The sequence below is a fragment of the Pseudogemmobacter sonorensis genome, assembly GCF_042762395.1.
In the GTDB taxonomy this organism is placed as follows: domain Bacteria; phylum Pseudomonadota; class Alphaproteobacteria; order Rhodobacterales; family Rhodobacteraceae; genus Pseudogemmobacter; species Pseudogemmobacter sonorensis.
This window is the reverse complement of the sequence record NZ_JBEFZE010000006.1, coordinates 15,236-31,941: the sequence shown is the minus strand read 5'-3', so window position 1 is coordinate 31,941 and position 16,706 is coordinate 15,236. Positions and strand designations below refer to the sequence as shown.

The following is a 16,706-nucleotide window of genomic DNA, read 5'->3' as shown; positions in this document are numbered from 1 at the left end:
CCGTCCCGCGCTGTCCCTTGCCGCCGCCCTTTCCCCGCAGGTAACATCCGCATCATGGCGACACAATCCTTGCAAGACCCGCGCCCGGTGGTGCTGCTGACCCGTCCCGCCGCGCAATCGGCCCGCTTTGCCGAGGCGCTGCGGGCGCGGTTCGGGCCGGATCTTGCCATCCTGATCTCGCCCCTGATGGAGACCGAGGCGCTGGCCCCCACGCTTCCCCCCGGCCCCTTCGCCGCGCTGATCCTGACCTCCGAGACCGGGGCCGCCGCCGCTTGCCGCCTGCGCGCCGAAGGTGCGGAGTTGCCCGGCCCGGCCTTCTGCGTCGGCACCCGCACCGCGCATGCCGCGCGAGGGTTCCAGGCCGTCGCCGCCGCGGGGGACGCGACCGACCTGGCCCGGCTGATCCTGTCGCGGCCCGATCCGGGCCCGCTGCTGCACCTGCACGGGATCGACCGCGCCGCCGACATGGCGCGGCTGCTGCCGGGGCGGAAGGTGCGATCCTGCGCGGTCTATGCCCAGCGGGCGCGCGGGTTCGACGCCCCCGTGCTCGATCTTCTGGCGCGGCCCGGGCCGGTTCTGGTGCCGCTGTTCTCGCCCCGCTCGGCGCGGCTTTTCGCCGCCGCGCTGCCGCCAGGTCCCGGCGCGGATCTGCGCCCGGTGGCGATCAGCGCCAATGCCCGCGACGCCCTGCCCGCGCCGATGGCCCTGCGCACGCGGATCGCCGCCCGCCCCGATGCCGAGGCGATGGTCGAGGCGCTGGCCGAGGCGCTGGCCGACAGGTAGGATCGCGGGCGGCCGTGACAATCCGCCCGGACCGATGCCATCGCCTTGAACTTCGGGGGCCTGTGCCCTTACCTTGGCCTCAGGGCAGAATGCGGCAAGAGGGATCCAGCATGTCAGATCAGGACAAACCGCAGGCCGGTGCAGAGCCCGGATCGCCCGGGGAGATCCCGGCGGAAACCGTGCCGCCCGAGGCCGCCGAGCCCACCGGGCCGGACATCGTCCCCCCGCCGCCCGAACCGCTGCCGCCCGAGCCCCTGCCCGAAACCGCAGCCGAGCCGGAACCCTTCCCGGCGCTCACCCCGAAATCCGCCGGGGACATCCGGGCCGCCCAAGTCGATCCCACCGCCGCACCCGCCACGGTCGCGCCGATCCCCGCCGCGCCGATGCGGGCGCGCGGCGGCTTTGTCGCGCCTTTGCTGGGCGGCGCGCTGGCGGCGGCGCTCGGGTTCGGCGCATCGCATCTGAACCTTCTGAACCTGCGCCCCGAGATCGACACCCAAGGGATCGAAGCCCGGCTGGCCACGCTCGAAGCCGGTCTCGACAGCGGGCTTTCGGCCCTGCGCGCCGAGGCGACGGCGGCGACCGCCGAGGTCGGGAAAAAGCTTGAGGAGGCACTGGCCGATGCCCCCCCGCCCGCCCCGCCGCAAGAGTTGCTCGACCAGATCGCCGCCCTGACCGCCCGGGTCGAGACGCTGGATACGGCGCTGGATACCGCCCTGGCCGGTGGCGGCGGCGCAGAGGACGGCACCGACGGCGAGGCGCTGCGCGCGCTGCAGGCCGAACTCGCCGAGCTGCGCGCCAGCCTTGCGGCCGCCCCCGTCGATACCGAGACCCTGGCCACCCTGGTCCAGAACGAATTCGACGCCCGCGCCGCCAGCCTTGAGGCCGAGGCAAGGGCCGAAGCCGAGGCAAGGGCCGCGACCGAACTGGCCGACGCCACCCGCGCGCTTGGCCTTCTGGCGCTGCAAGAGGCGGCGCTGACCGGCGCGCCCTATGAAGAGGCGCTCGCCGCCTTCCCCCCGGCGGAACGGCCCGAGGCGCTGACCGCCCATGCCGCCACGGGCCTGCCCACCCTGGCGGCCCTGCGCGACAGCTTTCCCGATGCGGCCCGCGCCACGCTCGACGCCGCTCTGCGCGCGAACGGGGGCGAGGGGCTGGGCGATCAACTGCTTGCCTTCCTGCGCATCCAGACCGGGGCGCGCTCGCTCTCGCCGCAAGAGGGCGGCGATCCCGATGCCGTGCTGTCGCGGGCCGAGGCCGCCGTCGCGGCGGGCGATCTGGAAACCGCGCTGGCCGAAATCGCCGCCCTGCCCGCCGAGGGCCAGGCCGCCATGGCGGACTGGACCATCGCGGCGCGCAACCGTATCGCGGCCGAGACCGCCATCGCGGCGCTTGCCGCCCCCGCGCCGTAAGGAGGCGAAATGCTCTGGTCCCTTTCGAAAGTGGTGCTGTTTCTGGCGGTGGTGGCGCTGCTGGCCTTTCTTGGCCTGCATCTGTCGGAAAGCGGCTCGGATCTGCGGATCTGGATCTTCGACCAAGAATTCACCCTTGGCCCGCTGATGACCATCATCGCCATCGCGGTGCTGGTGGGGCTGGTCTGGCTGGGGCTGAAACTGATGGGGCTTCTGGTCGCCTGCTTTCATTTCCTCAATGGCGATGAAACCGCCGTCAGCCGCTATTTCGACCGCAACCGCGAAAGGCGCGGCTACAACGCCCTGGCCGACGGCATGATCGCCCTGGCCTCGGGCGAGGCCAATCTGGCGATGGCGCGGGCGAAAACGGCGTCAAAGCTGCTCGACAGGCCGGAACTGACCACGCTTCTGACCGCCCAGGCCGCCGAGGCCGCGGGCGACGGCAAGGCCGCGACCGAGGCCTGGAAGGCGCTTTTGTCCGACGAGCAGACCCGTTTCGTCGCCGTGCGCGGCCTCTTGCGCCAGAAGCTGGCCGAAGGGGATACCGAAAAGGCGCTGAAACTTGCCGAACGCGCCTTCGCGCTGAAGCCCCGCCATGCCGAGACCCAGGACATCTTGCTGAAATTGCAGGCCGGGGGCGGCGACTGGAAGGGCGCGCGCAACACCTTGTCCGAGAAGCTGCGCTCGGGCGAGCTGCCGCGCAGCCTCTACCGCCGCCGCGACGCGCTGCTGGCGCTGCAAGAGGCCAAGACCGTCCTGGACGAGGGCAGCAGCCTTGAAGCGCGCGAGGCCGCGATCGAGGCGAACAAGCTTTCCCCCGACCTGATCCCCGCCGCCGCCATCGCCGCCCGCGCGCTGGTCGAGAAGGGCGACCGTAAAAGCGCCAGCCGGGTGCTCAAGAAGGCATGGGAGGCCCAGCCCCATCCCGACCTGGCCGCGGCCTTCGCCGCCATCGAACCCGAGGAGACGCCCGAGGCCCGGCTCAAGCGCTTCCGCCTGCTGCTCTCGCGCCAGCCCGACCATGAGGAATCGCGGCTGACCGAGGCCGAGCTGCTTCTGGCAACCGAGGATTTCGCAGGCGCGCGCAAGGCGCTTGGCGAGATCCCCGACCGCCATCCGACGCAGCGCGCGCTGGCGCTTCTGGCCGCGATCGAACGCGGCCAGGGCGCCCCGGAACCCGAGTTGCGCGCCATCCTGACCCGCGCGCTGAACGCGCCGCGCGGACCGCAATGGTGCTGCGACAAATGCCAGGCCGCGCTGGAGCATTGGGTGCCGATCTGCCCCTCTTGCGAAGGCTTCGACACATTGACCTGGCGCGACCCGGATGCGCTGCACGGCGCCGAACCGGCAGGCGGCACCGATCTGTCGCCCTTCATCCTCGGCAATGCCGCCGATCACGCCCGCGCCATCGGCAAGCCCGAAATCGAGGAGGCCGAGATCGAGGAGACCGCGCTGCCACCCCAGCCCGCGCCAATCCCGGCCGAGCCGGTCCCGGCCGCCGAGCCCGCTCCGCCCCCGGAACCCGCCGCGCCGGACGGGCAGGCGAAGGGTGTTCCGACCAAGGCGGAGCCACCCCCCGAATTCGACGAGGATCTGCGCCCGGACGAGATCCTGCGCCGCGCAAATTAGGGCTACACACCGCGCGATCCCGGTGTTATGAGCGCGCGCAGAACCCGAACGCCACCGCGTTCGGGCCTGAAGATGCCGGTGTAGCTCAGCTGGTAGAGCACGTCATTCGTAATGATGGGGTCGGGGGTTCGAGTCCCTTCACCGGCACCAGTAAATCACTGGAAGACCAGCACAAGATGGCCGCCCCTCGGGGCGGCCCCTTGCTTTTCCGGGCCCCTTTGCCTCGATGGCCCAGGCCCGCTCTTGTCGGCGGCATCCGCGCCTGCGGACCATCCCTGGCCCGCGAGCCACGGCGCTGGCGAATTCGGGGCCAAGGCGCCTTGCCGCCCGCTCGTGCGGCGCCACCCGGGCAACGGCGCGCGGCGCCTTACACCAGCAGACCGCCGTCCGAATCGTCCCCAGCCTCTTCCAGCAGGCGGTCGAAATCCGGGATGGTGATCGAGCGTTTGCCATCGAGCCGGATCACCCCGTCGCGCTTGAGGGCCGAGATCTGGCGGCTCACCGTCTCAAGCGTCAGGCCTAGGTAATCGGCCATCTCCTCGCGCGTCAGCGGCAGTTCCACCGCATGGGTGCCCTTGGACTGTTTCAAATGCAGGCTGGCATCGCGGCGCGCGATGATCGCGATCAGCGAGGCGATCTTTTCGCGCGCGGTCTTGCGCCCCAGAAGCAGCATCCATTCGCGCGCGGCATCCAGCTCGTCCAACGTCATCTCAAGCAGGCGCTGCGCGACATGCGGCGTCTTGAGCATCATCTCTTCGAACGGCTTCTTGCGGAAGCAGCACATGACGACATCCGTCGTCGCCGTCACGTCATAGGCCGCATCGGACCGCCCCGGGCGGCCGACGAAGTCCGACGGCAGCAGCAGCCCCACCATCTGGCGGCGCCCATCTTCCATCGTCTGGGTCAGCGAGGCGATCCCCGTCACCACCGAGGCGACGAAATCCATCCGGTCGCCCGACCAGACGATGGTCTGGCCCGCCTGATAGCTGCGGTAGTATTTCATCTGCTCAAGTCGGCCGATCTCATCCGCATCGCAGCGCGCGCAGACGGCGCGATGGCGAATGGGGCAGTCTCCGCAATCAAGATGCAGCATCGGGGTTTCCTGGAGGGCCATCGGCGGTCCTTCTAGGGTCCTTCTGGGGGTTGATCTACGTCAAGGAAGGCTTTCCCTCGCGCGCTTAAGGGTATGCGCATGAAGATGGATGCGCAACTCACGCGCCTCGGGCTTTTTGACGCGCGGGTGCCCAGGTATACGTCATACCCCACGGCCCCGCATTTCAGCGCCGAAACCGGACCCGGGCAATTCGCCGAATGGATCGACGCCGTGCCCCCGGACACGCGGATTTCCCTTTATCTGCATGTGCCTTTCTGCCGTCGGCTGTGCTGGTTCTGCGCCTGCCGCACCCAAGGCACGCAATCCGACGCCCCGGTCCTGGCCTATACTGAAACCCTGAAGGCCGAGATCGCGCTGCTGGCCCGGCACCTGCCGAAGGGCGTCACCTTGTCGCGGCTGCATTGGGGCGGCGGCACGCCGACGATTCTTCCCCCCGGCCAGATCAGCGCGCTGGCAGAGGCGATCTTCCGCGTGGCGCCCCTGGCCGAGGGCGGCGAATTCTCGGTCGAGATCGACCCCAACGAGGTCGATGGGCCAAGGCTGGACGCTCTGGCGGCGGCGGGGATGAACCGCGCCTCGATCGGGGTGCAGGACTTCGACCCCGAGATCCAGAAGACCATCGGCCGCGACCAGCCCTACGACCTGACCCGCCGCATCGCCGAGGCGATCCGCGCGCGCGGGATCGAAAGCCTGAACGCCGACATCCTTTACGGCCTGCCGCATCAGACCCAGGGCCGCATCGCCGATTCGGTGCAGAAGCTGCTCAGCCTCTCGCCCGACCGGGTGGCGCTTTACGGCTATGCCCATGTGCCGTGGATGAGTCGGCGCCAGCAGATGATCCCCTCGGATGCGATCCCCACCCCGCAAGAACGGCTGCGCCTGTTCGAGACCGCGCGGACGCTGTTCTCGGCCGATGGCTATGACGAGATCGGCATCGACCATTTCGCCCTGCCCGCCGACGGGCTGGCCGTCGCGCAGAAGGCCGGGCGGCTGCGGCGCAACTTCCAGGGCTATACCGATGACACCGCGCCGGTGCTGATCGGGCTGGGCGCCTCGTCGATCTCGCGCTTTCCGCAGGGATTCGCGCAGAACGCGCCCGCGACGGCCACCCATACCCAGGCGATCCGCGAGGGCCGCTTCTCGACCGTCAAGGGCCACCGCTTCCAGGGCGAGGACGCGCTGCGCGCCCGGATCATCGAAATGCTGATGTGCGACTTCCGCGCCGATGCCGCGGAGCTTGCCGCCGAATTCGGCGTGAGCGCCGGTTGGCTCACCGCGCTTTTCACCCAGGCCGCCGCCCGGTTCGAGGGGCTGGTGCCGGTCGTGAACAGCGTCCTGACCATCCCGCCCGCCGCGCGGCCGCTGACCCGGCTGATCGCCCGCGCCTTCGACGCCTACGACCAGTCGAAGGCCCAGCATTCCGCCGCGATCTGACGCCCTTCAGCGACCGCGGAAAGCCCGCAAAGCCGCTTTTGGCCTAGTAGACGCTACCCGCCCGAAAGCCTTCGGCGCAGGCACCGCCGATCCGACTTGCCGTTGGGGCACAAGAATGCACACCCGGGCCGATTGCCCGATCCTCGTGCATTTACTTTTCTTCCAAATCAGCATGTTGCTAATCAGCTCGGAAGAGCCGAACCAGAAGCATGCACGCCTATGGCGTAAGCCTGCCCACGTCGGGCGCGACTGTCCGCCTTGCGGGATGAAGCTGCCGTTCAAACAGCGTCGAGCAGTGCACGAAAATCGGCAGCGTCGGCGTGGACCAGATTGGATGCACGGGCATCGCCATGCGCTGCCAGATAACGACCAACCAGTTCATAGCCGAGGGAGTAGCCCACCCATGCCGGGAACACCTGTGATCCGAAGAACCATTCACCATGGTTGTAATCGGCGCTTTGCCAATCAGCTTGAGCTTTGAGGAAGTAGGAACGCAAGGTGATGGCTGATAGTTGCTCCCAAGGCTCGCGCTCGCCGCCATAGGCTTCCTGCGCGAAATGCCCGGCCAACCCTTCCGAAACAAGCGCCTCGCCGAGTGTTTTGCCATAGCCTGGACCGTCCCACCGCGAGGAGTGATGCAGTTCATGCGCCAGCATCCGTTCCAAAGACTGGGATGGGTTCGCCCGCAGGGCAGGGTTTTCGGGATCTACGGTAACGTAGATCAGCCCCCTTTCGGGAGCATATCCCAGATGCCCCTTCTCCTGAATGACCGCTTTCCCGGCCCTTAGGATCACATCCGTATCGAGCAGAGGCAAATACCTTGCAGATACCGCAAAAGCATCCTCCAATCGCTCTGAAAGCCAATTAACTACGCCAGAAAGCTGATGGCGGGCATTGACGATGTGCAAGGTCATCTTGGGCATGATTGGAAGCATCGCACCTGAATGCCAATGACCGCAATGGGCTCCGAAACGACCGACCAATACCATGTGAGGCCGATCCTCTCGCCGCTCCACGGAAACCAGATTGACAGGGTGTGCGGACTCATGCCGCATCGGCACGACTTCGATCGTGAGGATGGTGAGCCGTGTAGGGATCGAACCTACGACAAGCTGATTAAGAGTCAGCTGCTCTACCAACTGAGCTAACGGCCCATCCTGGGCGCGCTTTACCCCCATCCCGCGCGGGCCGCAAGCCGAATCGGCCCACCCCTCGACCGGGCCCACTGGCAAGGCGAAGGAAGCTCGCGTATATGTCGCGCCATGAACCGGGATGATCCGAACCCTGGCCTGCCCTTCGTCAAGATGCACGGAGCGGGCAATGATTTCGTGGTGATCGATTCGCGCGGACGCGGATCGGCGGTGGTCACGCCTGCGCTGGCGCGCGCGCTTGGCGACCGCAACCGGGGCGTGGGCTTCGACCAACTGGCCGAGATCCGGCCGCCCTCCGGCCAAGGCCCAGAGGGCTTCGCGGGCGCGGCGGATTTCACGCTGGATTTCTGGAACGCGGACGGCAGCCGCGCGGGCGCCTGCGGCAATGCCACGCGCTGCGTCTCGGACCTGGTGATGCGCGAGATGGACCGGGCCGAGATCACCCTGCGCACCGAACGCGGGCTGTTGCGCGCGGTGCGGGGGGCGGACGGGCGCGTCTCGGTCAATATGGGGCCGCCGCAGCTCGATTGGGACGAGATCCCCCTGGCCCGCGCCGAAGACACGCTGCACCTGCCGCTTGCGGGCGATCCGGTGGCGGTGGGGATGGGCAATCCGCATTGCGTCTTCTTCGTCGCCGATGCCGAGGCCGAGGATGTGGCGGGCCGGGGCCCCTTGATCGAGCGGGACCCGCTTTTCCCGCAGCGCACCAATGTCGAATTCGCCAGCCTGATCGCCCCCGACCGCCTGCGCATGCGGGTGTGGGAGCGGGGCGCGGGCATCACGCTCGCCTGCGGCTCGGGCGCCTGCGCGACGGCCGTGGCGGCGCATCTGCGCGGCCTGACCGGGCGGCGGGTCGGCCTTGAGCTTGACGGCGGCACGCTGGAGATCGACTGGCGCGAGGACGGCGTCTGGATGACCGGTCCGACCGCGCTGGTCTTCGAGGGCAGGCTCTCGGCGGCTTTTCTGGACGGGGTGCGATGAACGCGGTTCCGCCGGTCTTCGCCACCCTGGGCTGCCGCCTGAACGCCTATGAGACCGAGGCGATGAAGGAACTGGCCGCCGAGGCCGGGTTGCAGGGCGCGGTGGTGGTCAACACCTGCGCCGTCACCGCCGAGGCGGTGCGCAAGGCCAAGCAGGAGATCCGCCGCCTGGCGCGCGAGAACCCCGGCGCGCCGGTGATCGTCACCGGCTGTGCCGCCCAGACCGAACCCGCCACCTTCGCCGCCATGCCCGAGGTGGCCCGCGTCATCGGCAACCACGAGAAGATGCAGGCTGCGACGTGGCAGGGCCTCGCGCCCGCGGGGGCCGCCCCCGACCTGATCGGCGAGACCGAGAAGATCCAGGTCAACGACATCATGTCGGTGAAAGAGACGGCGGGCCATCTGATCGACGGCTTCGGCCGCGTCCGCGCCTATGTCCAGGTCCAGAACGGTTGTGACCACCGCTGCACCTTCTGCATCATCCCCTACGGGCGCGGCAATTCGCGCTCGGTCCCGGCGGGCGTGGTGATCGAGCAGATCAGGCGGCTGGTCGACAAGGGCTTTCACGAGGTGGTGCTGACCGGGGTCGACCTGACCTCATGGGGGGCCGACCTGCCGGGGACGCCGCGCCTTGGCGATCTGGTGATGCGGATCCTGCGGCTGGTGCCGGATCTGGCCCGGCTGCGGATCAGTTCCATCGACAGCATCGAGGCCGACGAGAACCTCATGCAGGCCATCGCGACCGAGCCGCGGCTGATGCCGCATCTGCATCTGTCGCTTCAGGCCGGGGACGACATGATCCTCAAGCGGATGAAGCGCCGCCACCTGCGCGACGACGCCATCCGCTTTTGCGAAGAGGCCCGTCGCCTGCGCCCGGACATGATCTTCGGCGCCGACATCATCGCGGGCTTCCCGACCGAGACCGAGGCGATGTTCGAAAACTCGCTGCGTCTGGTGGCGGATTGCGGGCTGACCTTCCTGCATGTCTTTCCCTTCTCGGCCCGCAAGGGCACGCCCGCCGCGCGGATGCCGCAGCTCAGGGGCCCCCAGATCCGCGAGCGCGCGGCCCGGCTGCGCGCCGAGGGCGATCTGGCGCTGGCCCGCCACCTGCGGGCGCAGGAAGGCGCGCTGCACCGGGTTCTGACCGAAACCCCCCGCATGGGCCGGACCGAGCAGTTCACCGAAGTCGCCTTCGAGACGGACCAGCCCGAGGGCCGGATCCTGACCGCCCGCATCACCGGCATCCAGGGCGGCAGGCTGGCCGCCCGCCCCGAAGCGACCCCCGAAGCAACCCGAGGCTGAGGCGCTCCCGACTTGTGCAGGCCTTCGGGTGCGGCCATATGATCCGGGGCCCACGACCCTGGGCCCATGACCCATGCGAGGACGAGATGGCAGAAGACAGGTTTCCCGGCTGGCACGGCACCACGATCCTGGCGGTGCGCCGGGGCGGCGAGGTGGTCGTCGCGGGGGATGGCCAGGTCAGCCTGGGCCAGACCGTGATCAAGGGCGGCGCGCGCAAGGTGCGCAGGCTTTCCCCCGGCGGCGCCCAGGGGCGCGAGGTGGTCTGCGGCTTCGCGGGCTCCACCGCCGATGCCTTCACCCTGCTGGAGCGGCTTGAGAAAAAGCTTGAGGCCGCGCCCGGGCAGCTTGCCCGCGCCTGCGTCGATCTGGCCAAGGACTGGCGGATGGACAAATACCTGCGCAATCTTGAGGCCATGCTGATCGTGACCGACGGGCGCGACCTGTTCGTGCTGACCGGCGCAGGCGACGTGCTGGAGCCCGAACACGACGTGGCCGCAATCGGCTCGGGCGGAAATTATGCACTCGCCGCCGCGCGGGGGCTGATGGAGACGGATCTGCCCGCCGAGGAGATCGCGCGCCGCGCCATGGCGATCGCCGCCTCGATCTGCGTCTATACCAACGGCAATCTGACCGTCGAAAGGATCACCGCATGACCGATGAGGACATTCGCGCCGCCGTCCAGGCGGGCATCCTGTCGGAACCGCAGGCCACCCGCCTGCGCGCCCTGGCCGAAAGCCGCGCGGGCCAGCGCGCCGCCATGCCCTCCGAGGACGAGCCCTTCGAATTCTTCCGCGGCTTTTCCGAGATCTTCGTCTCGCTCGGGCTGGTGATCACCCTGATCGGGGTCACCTCGGTCACCTTCCTTTTCGCGGGCGATCAGGGGCTTTACCTGATCCCCTTCATGGTCGCCGCCCTGGCCTGGGGCTTTGCCGAATATCTGACCCGGATCCGGCGGATGAACCTGCCCTCGATGGTGCTGGCCGTCGCCTTCGGCGGGGCCATCGTGCTCGGCGTGATGGGGCTGATGGCGATGAACACCAACCTGTTCCGCGCCGGGCGCGAGCTTTTCGTGGTGCCGCTGTTGCTGGCAAGCCTGGGCATGCTGCTGTGGTATGCCCGGTTCCGGCTGCCGTTTTCGGCCTTCGTCCTGGGCTGTCTGGCGCTGGCGACCATCTATACCGCCCTGATGCATGACGACATGCCCGGCATCGACGACGGCGACACCTGGGCGGTGTTCTTCGACATCGGCACCAATCCGGTCTTCGCCATCGCCACGCTGCTCTTCGGCACGGTCTGCTTCCTGATCGGCATGTCCTTCGACATGTCGGATCCCTGGCGGCTGGGGCGGCGCGCGGCCACCGCCTTCTGGCTGCACCTTCTGGCCGCGCCCGCGCTGGTCAACACCGTGGCGCTGACGCTTTACCGCGACGGATCGGGCATGGCGATGGCCTGGCTGGTGCTGGCCCTGGTGCTGATCACGGTTCTGGCGCTGGTGATCGACCGGCGGTCCTTCCTGTCGGCGGCGCTGGCCTATATCGCGCTGGTGCTGTTCTGGATGGCGGATGCGCGAGAGGGGATCGACATCTCCTGGGGGGTGATCGTGATCGCCCTTGGCCTTGGCGTCACCGCCATCGGCACCTGGTGGGTGGCGCTGCGCGGCGGCCTGATGCGGCTCTTGCCCGAATTTCCCGGCAAAAGCCGCCTGCCCCCCTATCGCGCCCCGTGACCCGCCACCGACAGGCGTCCGCCTGCCCGTGCTTGAACAGGGCGCGGGCGGGGCCTACCTCTGGGCCATCCCTGACAACGAAGAACCCATGCCATGACCGACCTGACCCCGCGCGAAATCGTCTCCGAGCTTGACCGCTTCATCATCGGCCAGCAGGGCGCCAAGCGCGCGGTGGCGGTGGCCCTGCGCAACCGCTGGCGGCGCAAGCGCCTTGCCGACGATCTGCGCGACGAGGTCTATCCCAAGAACATCCTCATGATCGGCCCCACTGGCGTCGGCAAGACCGAGATCTCGCGCCGCCTCGCCCGGCTCGCCCGCGCGCCCTTCCTGAAGGTCGAGGCGACGAAGTTCACCGAAGTCGGCTATGTCGGGCGCGACGTTGAGCAGATCATCCGCGATCTGGTCGATGCCGCCCTGATCGAGACCCGCGCCCAGATGCGCGAAGAGGTCCGCGAAAAGGCCCGCCGCGCCGCCGAGGATCGCGTCATCGACGCCATCGCCGGGGCGCAGTCGCGCGAACAGACCCGCGAGATGTTCCGCAAGAAGCTGCGCGCCGGAGAGCTGGACGACACCGAGATCGAGATCGAGATCCCCGACCCCCTGCCCAGCCTGCCCCTGCCCGGTGGCGGCGGCGCGGGGATGGAGATGCAGTTGCAGGGCCTGCAGGACCTCTTCGGCAAGGCCTTCCAGCGCACCAGCCGCAAGCGGATCAGCGTGGCGCAAAGCTACGACCTGCTGATCGGGCAAGAGGCCGACAAGCTGCTGGACGACGAGACGGTGAAGGCCGCCGCGCTGGTCGCGGTGCAGGAAAACGGCATCGTCTTTCTGGACGAGATCGACAAGATCTGTGCCCGCGCCGATGCGCGCGGCGCCGATGTCTCGCGCGAGGGGGTGCAACGCGACCTGCTGCCGCTGATCGAGGGCACCACGGTCTCGACCAAATACGGGCCGGTGAAGACCGACCATATCCTGTTCATCGCCTCGGGCGCCTTCCATGTCGCCAAGCCTTCGGACCTTCTGCCCGAATTGCAGGGCCGCCTGCCGATCCGGGTGGAGCTTGAGGCCCTGACCGAGGGCGACTTCATCCGCATCCTGACCGAGACCGACAATGCCCTCACCCGGCAATATGCCGGGCTGATGGCCACCGAAGAGGTCGCCGTCTCTTTCACCGAAGACGGCATCGCCGCCATCGCCCGCATCGCCGCCGAGGTGAACCGCAGCATCGAGAATATCGGCGCGCGGCGGCTTTACACCGTGATGGAGCGGGTGTTCGAAGAGCTTTCCTTCGCCGCCCCCGACCGCGCGGGCGCACAGGTGGTGGTCGACGCGGCCTTCGTCGAGGTCAATCTGGGGGAGCTGGTCCGCTCGCCCGATCTGTCGCGCTACGTCCTGTAGCGCGGGTCAGCCCGCCCGCGCCTCAAGCGCGCGGATGGCGCGACCGATGCGGAAGATCCCCTCGGGGATGCGCGCGGGCTGGATCGAGGAATAGGCCAGCCGGTAGAAATTCATCCGCGCCCGCCCCGGATCGAAGAAATTCCGCCCCGGCTCGATCAGGACGCCCTCGGCGCGCAGGTTGCGGGCCAGCACGGCGGTATCCACCCCTTCGGGCGCCGCCATCCAGAAGGCCGAGCCGCCGAACCCGCCCTGGCCCGCGATGCGCTGCCCCTGCTCCAGGATCGCCTCCTCCATCACCTGGCGGCGGCGGCGAAAGGCGTTGCGCATCCGGTTGATCAGCGCGTCGTAATGGCCCTCGGCCAGGAAATAGGCGACCGTGCGCTGGATATGGCCGGGGGGATGTTTCAGCACCATCGAGCGCAGCGCCCGCGCCTCGGCGATGAAGCCGGGGGGGCCGACCAGATAGCCGAGCCGCATCCCCGGGAAGATCGATTTCGAGAACGAGCCCGCATAGATCACCCGCCCCGCCTGATCGAGGCTTTTGAGCGCCGGCGAGACGGGCTTGAGAAAGCTCATCTCGAATTCGTAATCGTCCTCGACGATGACGAAATCCTCGCGGCTGGCGGCGGCAAGCAGGGCAAGGCGACGCTCAAGCGGCATGGTCGCATTGGTCGGACATTGATGTGAGGGGGTGACGAAAACCACATCCCCCCGCCCCGGCCGACCAAATGCGCCCGGGTTGGAGCCGGGGGTGCCCGAGGGCGGCAGCCCGGCCTCGTCCACGTCGATGGGCAGGATCTCGGCCCCGCTGACATCGAGGATGCGGCGCTGGCCGGGATAGCAGGGGTTTTCCACCACCGCGCGGCGTCGCCGCCCTCCTTGCCCCAGCAGCACCTGCGCCGCGATCCACAGCGCATTCTGCGCGCCCATCGTCAGCAGCACCTCCTCGGCCCCGGCGGCGATGCCGCGCCGGGGCAGGATCACCCGCAGCACCTGTTCGATCAGCGCCGGATCGTCGCGTTCGTAGAAATCCGAGGTCAGGGTCGGGAAATCCCGCCGCCCGAGCGCGCGAAGCGCGCAGGCGCGCCAGTTCTGATGGTCGAAAAGGCTGGGGTCGGTCTGGCCGTAGATGAAGGGCCAGGGATAGCTTTCCCAGTCCATCGGCCGCTCCACCGCCCGCATCGCCGCCGAGAACCGCCCGCCGGAAAAGGCGGTGTAATCCACCTCTTCGGCGGGGCGGGCGGGACTGGGAAATTCCGGCGCCCGCGGCGCATTGTCCGAGACGAAATAGCCCGACCGCCCCCGCGCCGTCAGATAGTCCGAGGACACCAGATCGCCATAGGCGAGCGTCACCGTGATGCGCGAGATGCCCAGATGCGCCGCCAGCCCGCGCGAGGACGGCATCCTTTGCCCCGGGCGGAAGCGGCCCGACAGGATGCCCTCGGTCACCATGGCGCGGATGCGGCTTTGCAGCGTGCCCGCGCCGCCGCTGGCCAGAAAGAACGCCTCGACCGGGATCGCCATCGCTGGACCTAATCTTGGAAAAACTGGACCTATCAGATCGCCGCCGCGCCGCGATTGTCAATCCGCTCCGGCCCGCCGCCCCCTTGCCCCAGCGGCCCGCGCGGCCTAAAGACCGGGGAAAGCGCCCCGAAGCCCAAGCAGGACCGCCATGCTCGACCTGACCTTCACGCCCCCCGCCCCCAAAGTCATCGCAGGCGCGAAACACGATTGGGAGTTGGTGATCGGGATGGAGATCCACGCCCAGGTCTCGTCCAACGCGAAGCTGTTCTCGGGCGCCTCGACCACCTTCGGGGCCGAGCCGAACACCAATGTCTCGTTCATCGACTGCGCCATGCCCGGCATGCTGCCCGTCATCAACGAATATTGCGTCGAACAGGCGGTGCGCACCGGGCTGGGGCTGAAGGCCGGGATCAACCTGAGGTCCGCCTTCGACCGCAAGAACTATTTCTACCCCGACCTGCCGCAGGGCTATCAGATCAGCCAGCTTTACCACCCCATCGTGGGCGAGGGCGAGGTGATCGTGGAAATGTCGCCCGGCGTCGCCCGCCGCGTGCGGATCGAGCGCATCCATCTGGAGCAGGATGCCGGGAAATCGATCCACGACATCGACCCCAACCTGAGCTTCGTCGATTTCAACCGCACCGGCGTCGCGCTGATGGAGATCGTCTCGCGCCCCGACATCCGTGGCCCCGAGGAGGCCGCCGCCTATGTCGTCAAGCTGCGCCAGATCCTGCGCTATCTGGGCACCTGCGACGGCAACATGCAGAACGGCAACCTGCGCGCGGATGTGAACGTCTCGGTCTGCCGCCCCGGTCAGTATGAGAAATACCAGGAGACGCAGGATTTCGGCCATCTGGGCACCCGCTGCGAATTGAAGAACATGAACTCCATGCGCTTCATCCAGGCCGCCATCGACTACGAGGCCCGCCGCCAGATCGCCATTCTGGAGGACGGCGGCACGGTGGTGCAGGAAACCCGCCTCTACGACCCCGACAGGAACGAGACCCGCTCGATGCGCTCGAAGGAAGAGGCGCATGACTACCGCTACTTCCCCGACCCCGACCTGCTGCCGCTTGAGATCGAACAGGAATGGGTCGACGGGATCGCGGCTTCGATGCCCGAACTGCCCGATGCCTGCAAGGCGCGCTTCATGGCCGAGCACGGCCTGTCGGATTACGATGCCTCGGTGCTGACGGCGGAACAGGAAAACGCCGTCTATTTCGACGCGGTCGCCCGGGGGCGCGACGGCAAGCTGGCGGCGAACTGGGTGATCAACGAATTGTTCGGCCGCCTGAAGAAGGAAGGGCAGGACATCGGCGCCAGCCCGGTCTCGAGCGTGCAGCTTGGCGGGATCGTCGACCTGATCTCGTCCCAGGTGATCTCGGGCAAGATCGCCAAGGATCTGTTCGAGATCCTCTGGACCGAGGGCGGCGATCCGGCGGAAATCGTCGAATCGCGCGGCATGAAGCAGGTCACCGATACCGGCGCCATCGAGGCGGCGGTGGATGAGATCATCGCGGCCAACCCCGCCCAGGTCGAAAAGGCCAAGGCCAATCCCAAGCTTGCGGGCTGGTTCGTCGGCCAGGTGATGAAGGCGACCGGCGGCAAGGCCAATCCCGCGGCGGTGAACGATCTGGTGGCGAGGAAGCTGGGGCTCTGAGCCCCGGATCTTTGGGCACCAGATCTCTGGGCGCCAGATCTCTGGGCGCCGGATCCCGGGTCAAAGCCGCCGGATCATGTCCCAGCGGTCAAGCCCCGGCCCGAAGCCGCCAGGGATGATCCGTTCCGCGGTGAAGCCCAGCCGTTCGTAGAAGCCCCGGCTGTGCTGGCTGGTCGAGAGGGTCAGTTCGGCAAGGCCCGGGATCCGGCGGGCCAGCGCCAGCCGCGCCTCGGTCAACCGGCGGCCCAGTCCCTGGCCATGCATCCGGCGATCGACCATCCCCCATGACATGCTGGCGCTTCGGCGCGTGGGCGTGAGCATGGGCGCGAGGCTCAGGCCGCCGCAGGCCACCACCACGCGGCCGCCTTGGGTCAGGACAAGGAAAGGTGTCTCCGGGCCCAGCCCATTCAGGTGGTCCTGGAACTCCGCGCGTTCCTCGGGGGCGAAGAACGGCGACGCATTGCCGTCGAACAGCGAAAGGCAGGCGGAAAGGTCTTCCCTGCGATAGGGACGGGCAAGGATCGGATACATGCCCAAGCCATAGCGCGGAAGGAGCGGGCCTGTCGATGCGGCCCTTTTCCGGCAGAAGACACCCG

At 68.3% G+C, this 16,706-nt stretch carries 14 protein-coding genes and 2 tRNA genes; 11 read left to right on the top strand and 5 right to left on the bottom strand.

All coding sequences use genetic code 11. The annotated features are described in order from the left end of the window. Positions 1 to 54 precede the first annotated feature (54 nt). From ABNX41_RS06510 to ABNX41_RS06495, 4 genes are all read left to right on the top strand, one after another. Positions 55 to 783 carry a uroporphyrinogen-III synthase gene (locus ABNX41_RS06510; protein WP_438668916.1) on the top strand — a complete coding sequence of 243 codons (729 nt, stop codon included), beginning with the start codon at positions 55 to 57 and terminating at the stop codon, positions 781 to 783. A 110-nt stretch (positions 784 to 893) separates the two neighbouring features. After that, positions 894 to 2,195 carry a COG4223 family protein gene (locus ABNX41_RS06505; RefSeq protein WP_438668915.1) on the top strand — a complete coding sequence of 434 codons (1,302 nt, stop codon included), beginning with the start codon at positions 894 to 896 and terminating at the stop codon, positions 2,193 to 2,195. A 9-nt stretch (positions 2,196 to 2,204) separates the two neighbouring features. Beyond that, positions 2,205 to 3,824 (top strand): heme biosynthesis protein HemY, encoded by a 1,620-nt coding sequence (locus ABNX41_RS06500; RefSeq protein WP_438668914.1) that lies wholly within the window; start codon positions 2,205 to 2,207, stop codon positions 3,822 to 3,824. Between the two features lie 74 nt (positions 3,825 to 3,898). After that, a tRNA-Thr gene (locus tag ABNX41_RS06495) sits at positions 3,899 to 3,974 on the top strand. Positions 3,975 to 4,191: 217 nt separating this feature from the next. On the opposite strand, the gene fnrL is transcribed toward ABNX41_RS06495, so the two are convergent. Beyond that, positions 4,192 to 4,938, bottom strand: coding sequence for a transcriptional regulator FnrL (gene fnrL / locus ABNX41_RS06490; RefSeq protein WP_438668913.1), 747 nt, complete (start codon positions 4,936 to 4,938; stop codon positions 4,192 to 4,194). 78 nt (positions 4,939 to 5,016) lie between these two features. On the opposite strand from fnrL, the gene hemN reads away from it, so the two are divergent. Next, positions 5,017 to 6,372 (top strand): oxygen-independent coproporphyrinogen III oxidase, encoded by a 1,356-nt coding sequence (gene hemN / locus ABNX41_RS06485; protein ID WP_438668912.1) that lies wholly within the window; start codon positions 5,017 to 5,019, stop codon positions 6,370 to 6,372. Positions 6,373 to 6,650: 278 nt separating this feature from the next. Here hemN and ABNX41_RS06480 read toward each other — a convergent pair whose 3' ends face one another. Further along, complete coding sequence (locus tag ABNX41_RS06480) at positions 6,651 to 7,295, bottom strand: DUF2268 domain-containing putative Zn-dependent protease (RefSeq protein ID WP_438668911.1); 645 nt, start codon at positions 7,293 to 7,295, stop codon at positions 6,651 to 6,653. Between the two features lie 155 nt (positions 7,296 to 7,450). Beyond that, positions 7,451 to 7,526, bottom strand: a tRNA-Lys gene (locus tag ABNX41_RS06475). Between the two features lie 108 nt (positions 7,527 to 7,634). Here ABNX41_RS06475 and dapF point away from each other — a divergent pair. From dapF to hslU, 5 genes are all read left to right on the top strand, one after another. Beyond that, positions 7,635 to 8,504 (top strand): diaminopimelate epimerase, encoded by an 870-nt coding sequence (dapF, locus tag ABNX41_RS06470; RefSeq protein WP_438668910.1) that lies wholly within the window; start codon positions 7,635 to 7,637, stop codon positions 8,502 to 8,504. Next, positions 8,501 to 9,805, top strand: a complete 1,305-nt coding sequence (gene mtaB, locus ABNX41_RS06465; RefSeq protein WP_438668909.1) for a tRNA (N(6)-L-threonylcarbamoyladenosine(37)-C(2))-methylthiotransferase MtaB — start codon at positions 8,501 to 8,503, stop codon at positions 9,803 to 9,805. The genes dapF and mtaB overlap by 4 nt, the downstream gene beginning before the upstream one ends. A gap of 86 nt (positions 9,806 to 9,891) precedes the next feature. After that, positions 9,892 to 10,458, top strand: a complete 567-nt coding sequence (gene hslV / locus ABNX41_RS06460) for an ATP-dependent protease subunit HslV (RefSeq protein ID WP_438668908.1) — start codon at positions 9,892 to 9,894, stop codon at positions 10,456 to 10,458. Then, positions 10,455 to 11,531, top strand: a complete 1,077-nt coding sequence (locus ABNX41_RS06455) for a hypothetical protein (protein WP_438668907.1) — start codon at positions 10,455 to 10,457, stop codon at positions 11,529 to 11,531. The genes hslV and ABNX41_RS06455 overlap by 4 nt, the downstream gene beginning before the upstream one ends. Before the next feature lie 93 nt (positions 11,532 to 11,624). Continuing rightward, positions 11,625 to 12,926, top strand: a complete 1,302-nt coding sequence (gene hslU / locus ABNX41_RS06450) for an ATP-dependent protease ATPase subunit HslU (protein ID WP_438668906.1) — start codon at positions 11,625 to 11,627, stop codon at positions 12,924 to 12,926. A gap of 6 nt (positions 12,927 to 12,932) precedes the next feature. On the opposite strand, the gene pdxR is transcribed toward hslU, so the two are convergent. Further along, entirely contained in the window at positions 12,933 to 14,450 is a 1,518-nt protein-coding gene (pdxR, locus tag ABNX41_RS06445; RefSeq protein WP_438668905.1) for a MocR-like pyridoxine biosynthesis transcription factor PdxR, read from the bottom strand. Between the two features lie 148 nt (positions 14,451 to 14,598). On the opposite strand from pdxR, the gene gatB reads away from it, so the two are divergent. Next, positions 14,599 to 16,110 carry an Asp-tRNA(Asn)/Glu-tRNA(Gln) amidotransferase subunit GatB gene (gatB, locus tag ABNX41_RS06440; protein ID WP_438668904.1) on the top strand — a complete coding sequence of 504 codons (1,512 nt, stop codon included), beginning with the start codon at positions 14,599 to 14,601 and terminating at the stop codon, positions 16,108 to 16,110. A 60-nt stretch (positions 16,111 to 16,170) separates the two neighbouring features. Here gatB and ABNX41_RS06435 read toward each other — a convergent pair whose 3' ends face one another. Beyond that, the gene (locus tag ABNX41_RS06435; protein WP_438668903.1) at positions 16,171 to 16,641 is read right to left on the bottom strand and encodes a GNAT family N-acetyltransferase; all 471 of its coding nucleotides are present in this window, start codon (positions 16,639 to 16,641) and stop codon (positions 16,171 to 16,173) included. Positions 16,642 to 16,706: the final 65 nt, after the last annotated feature.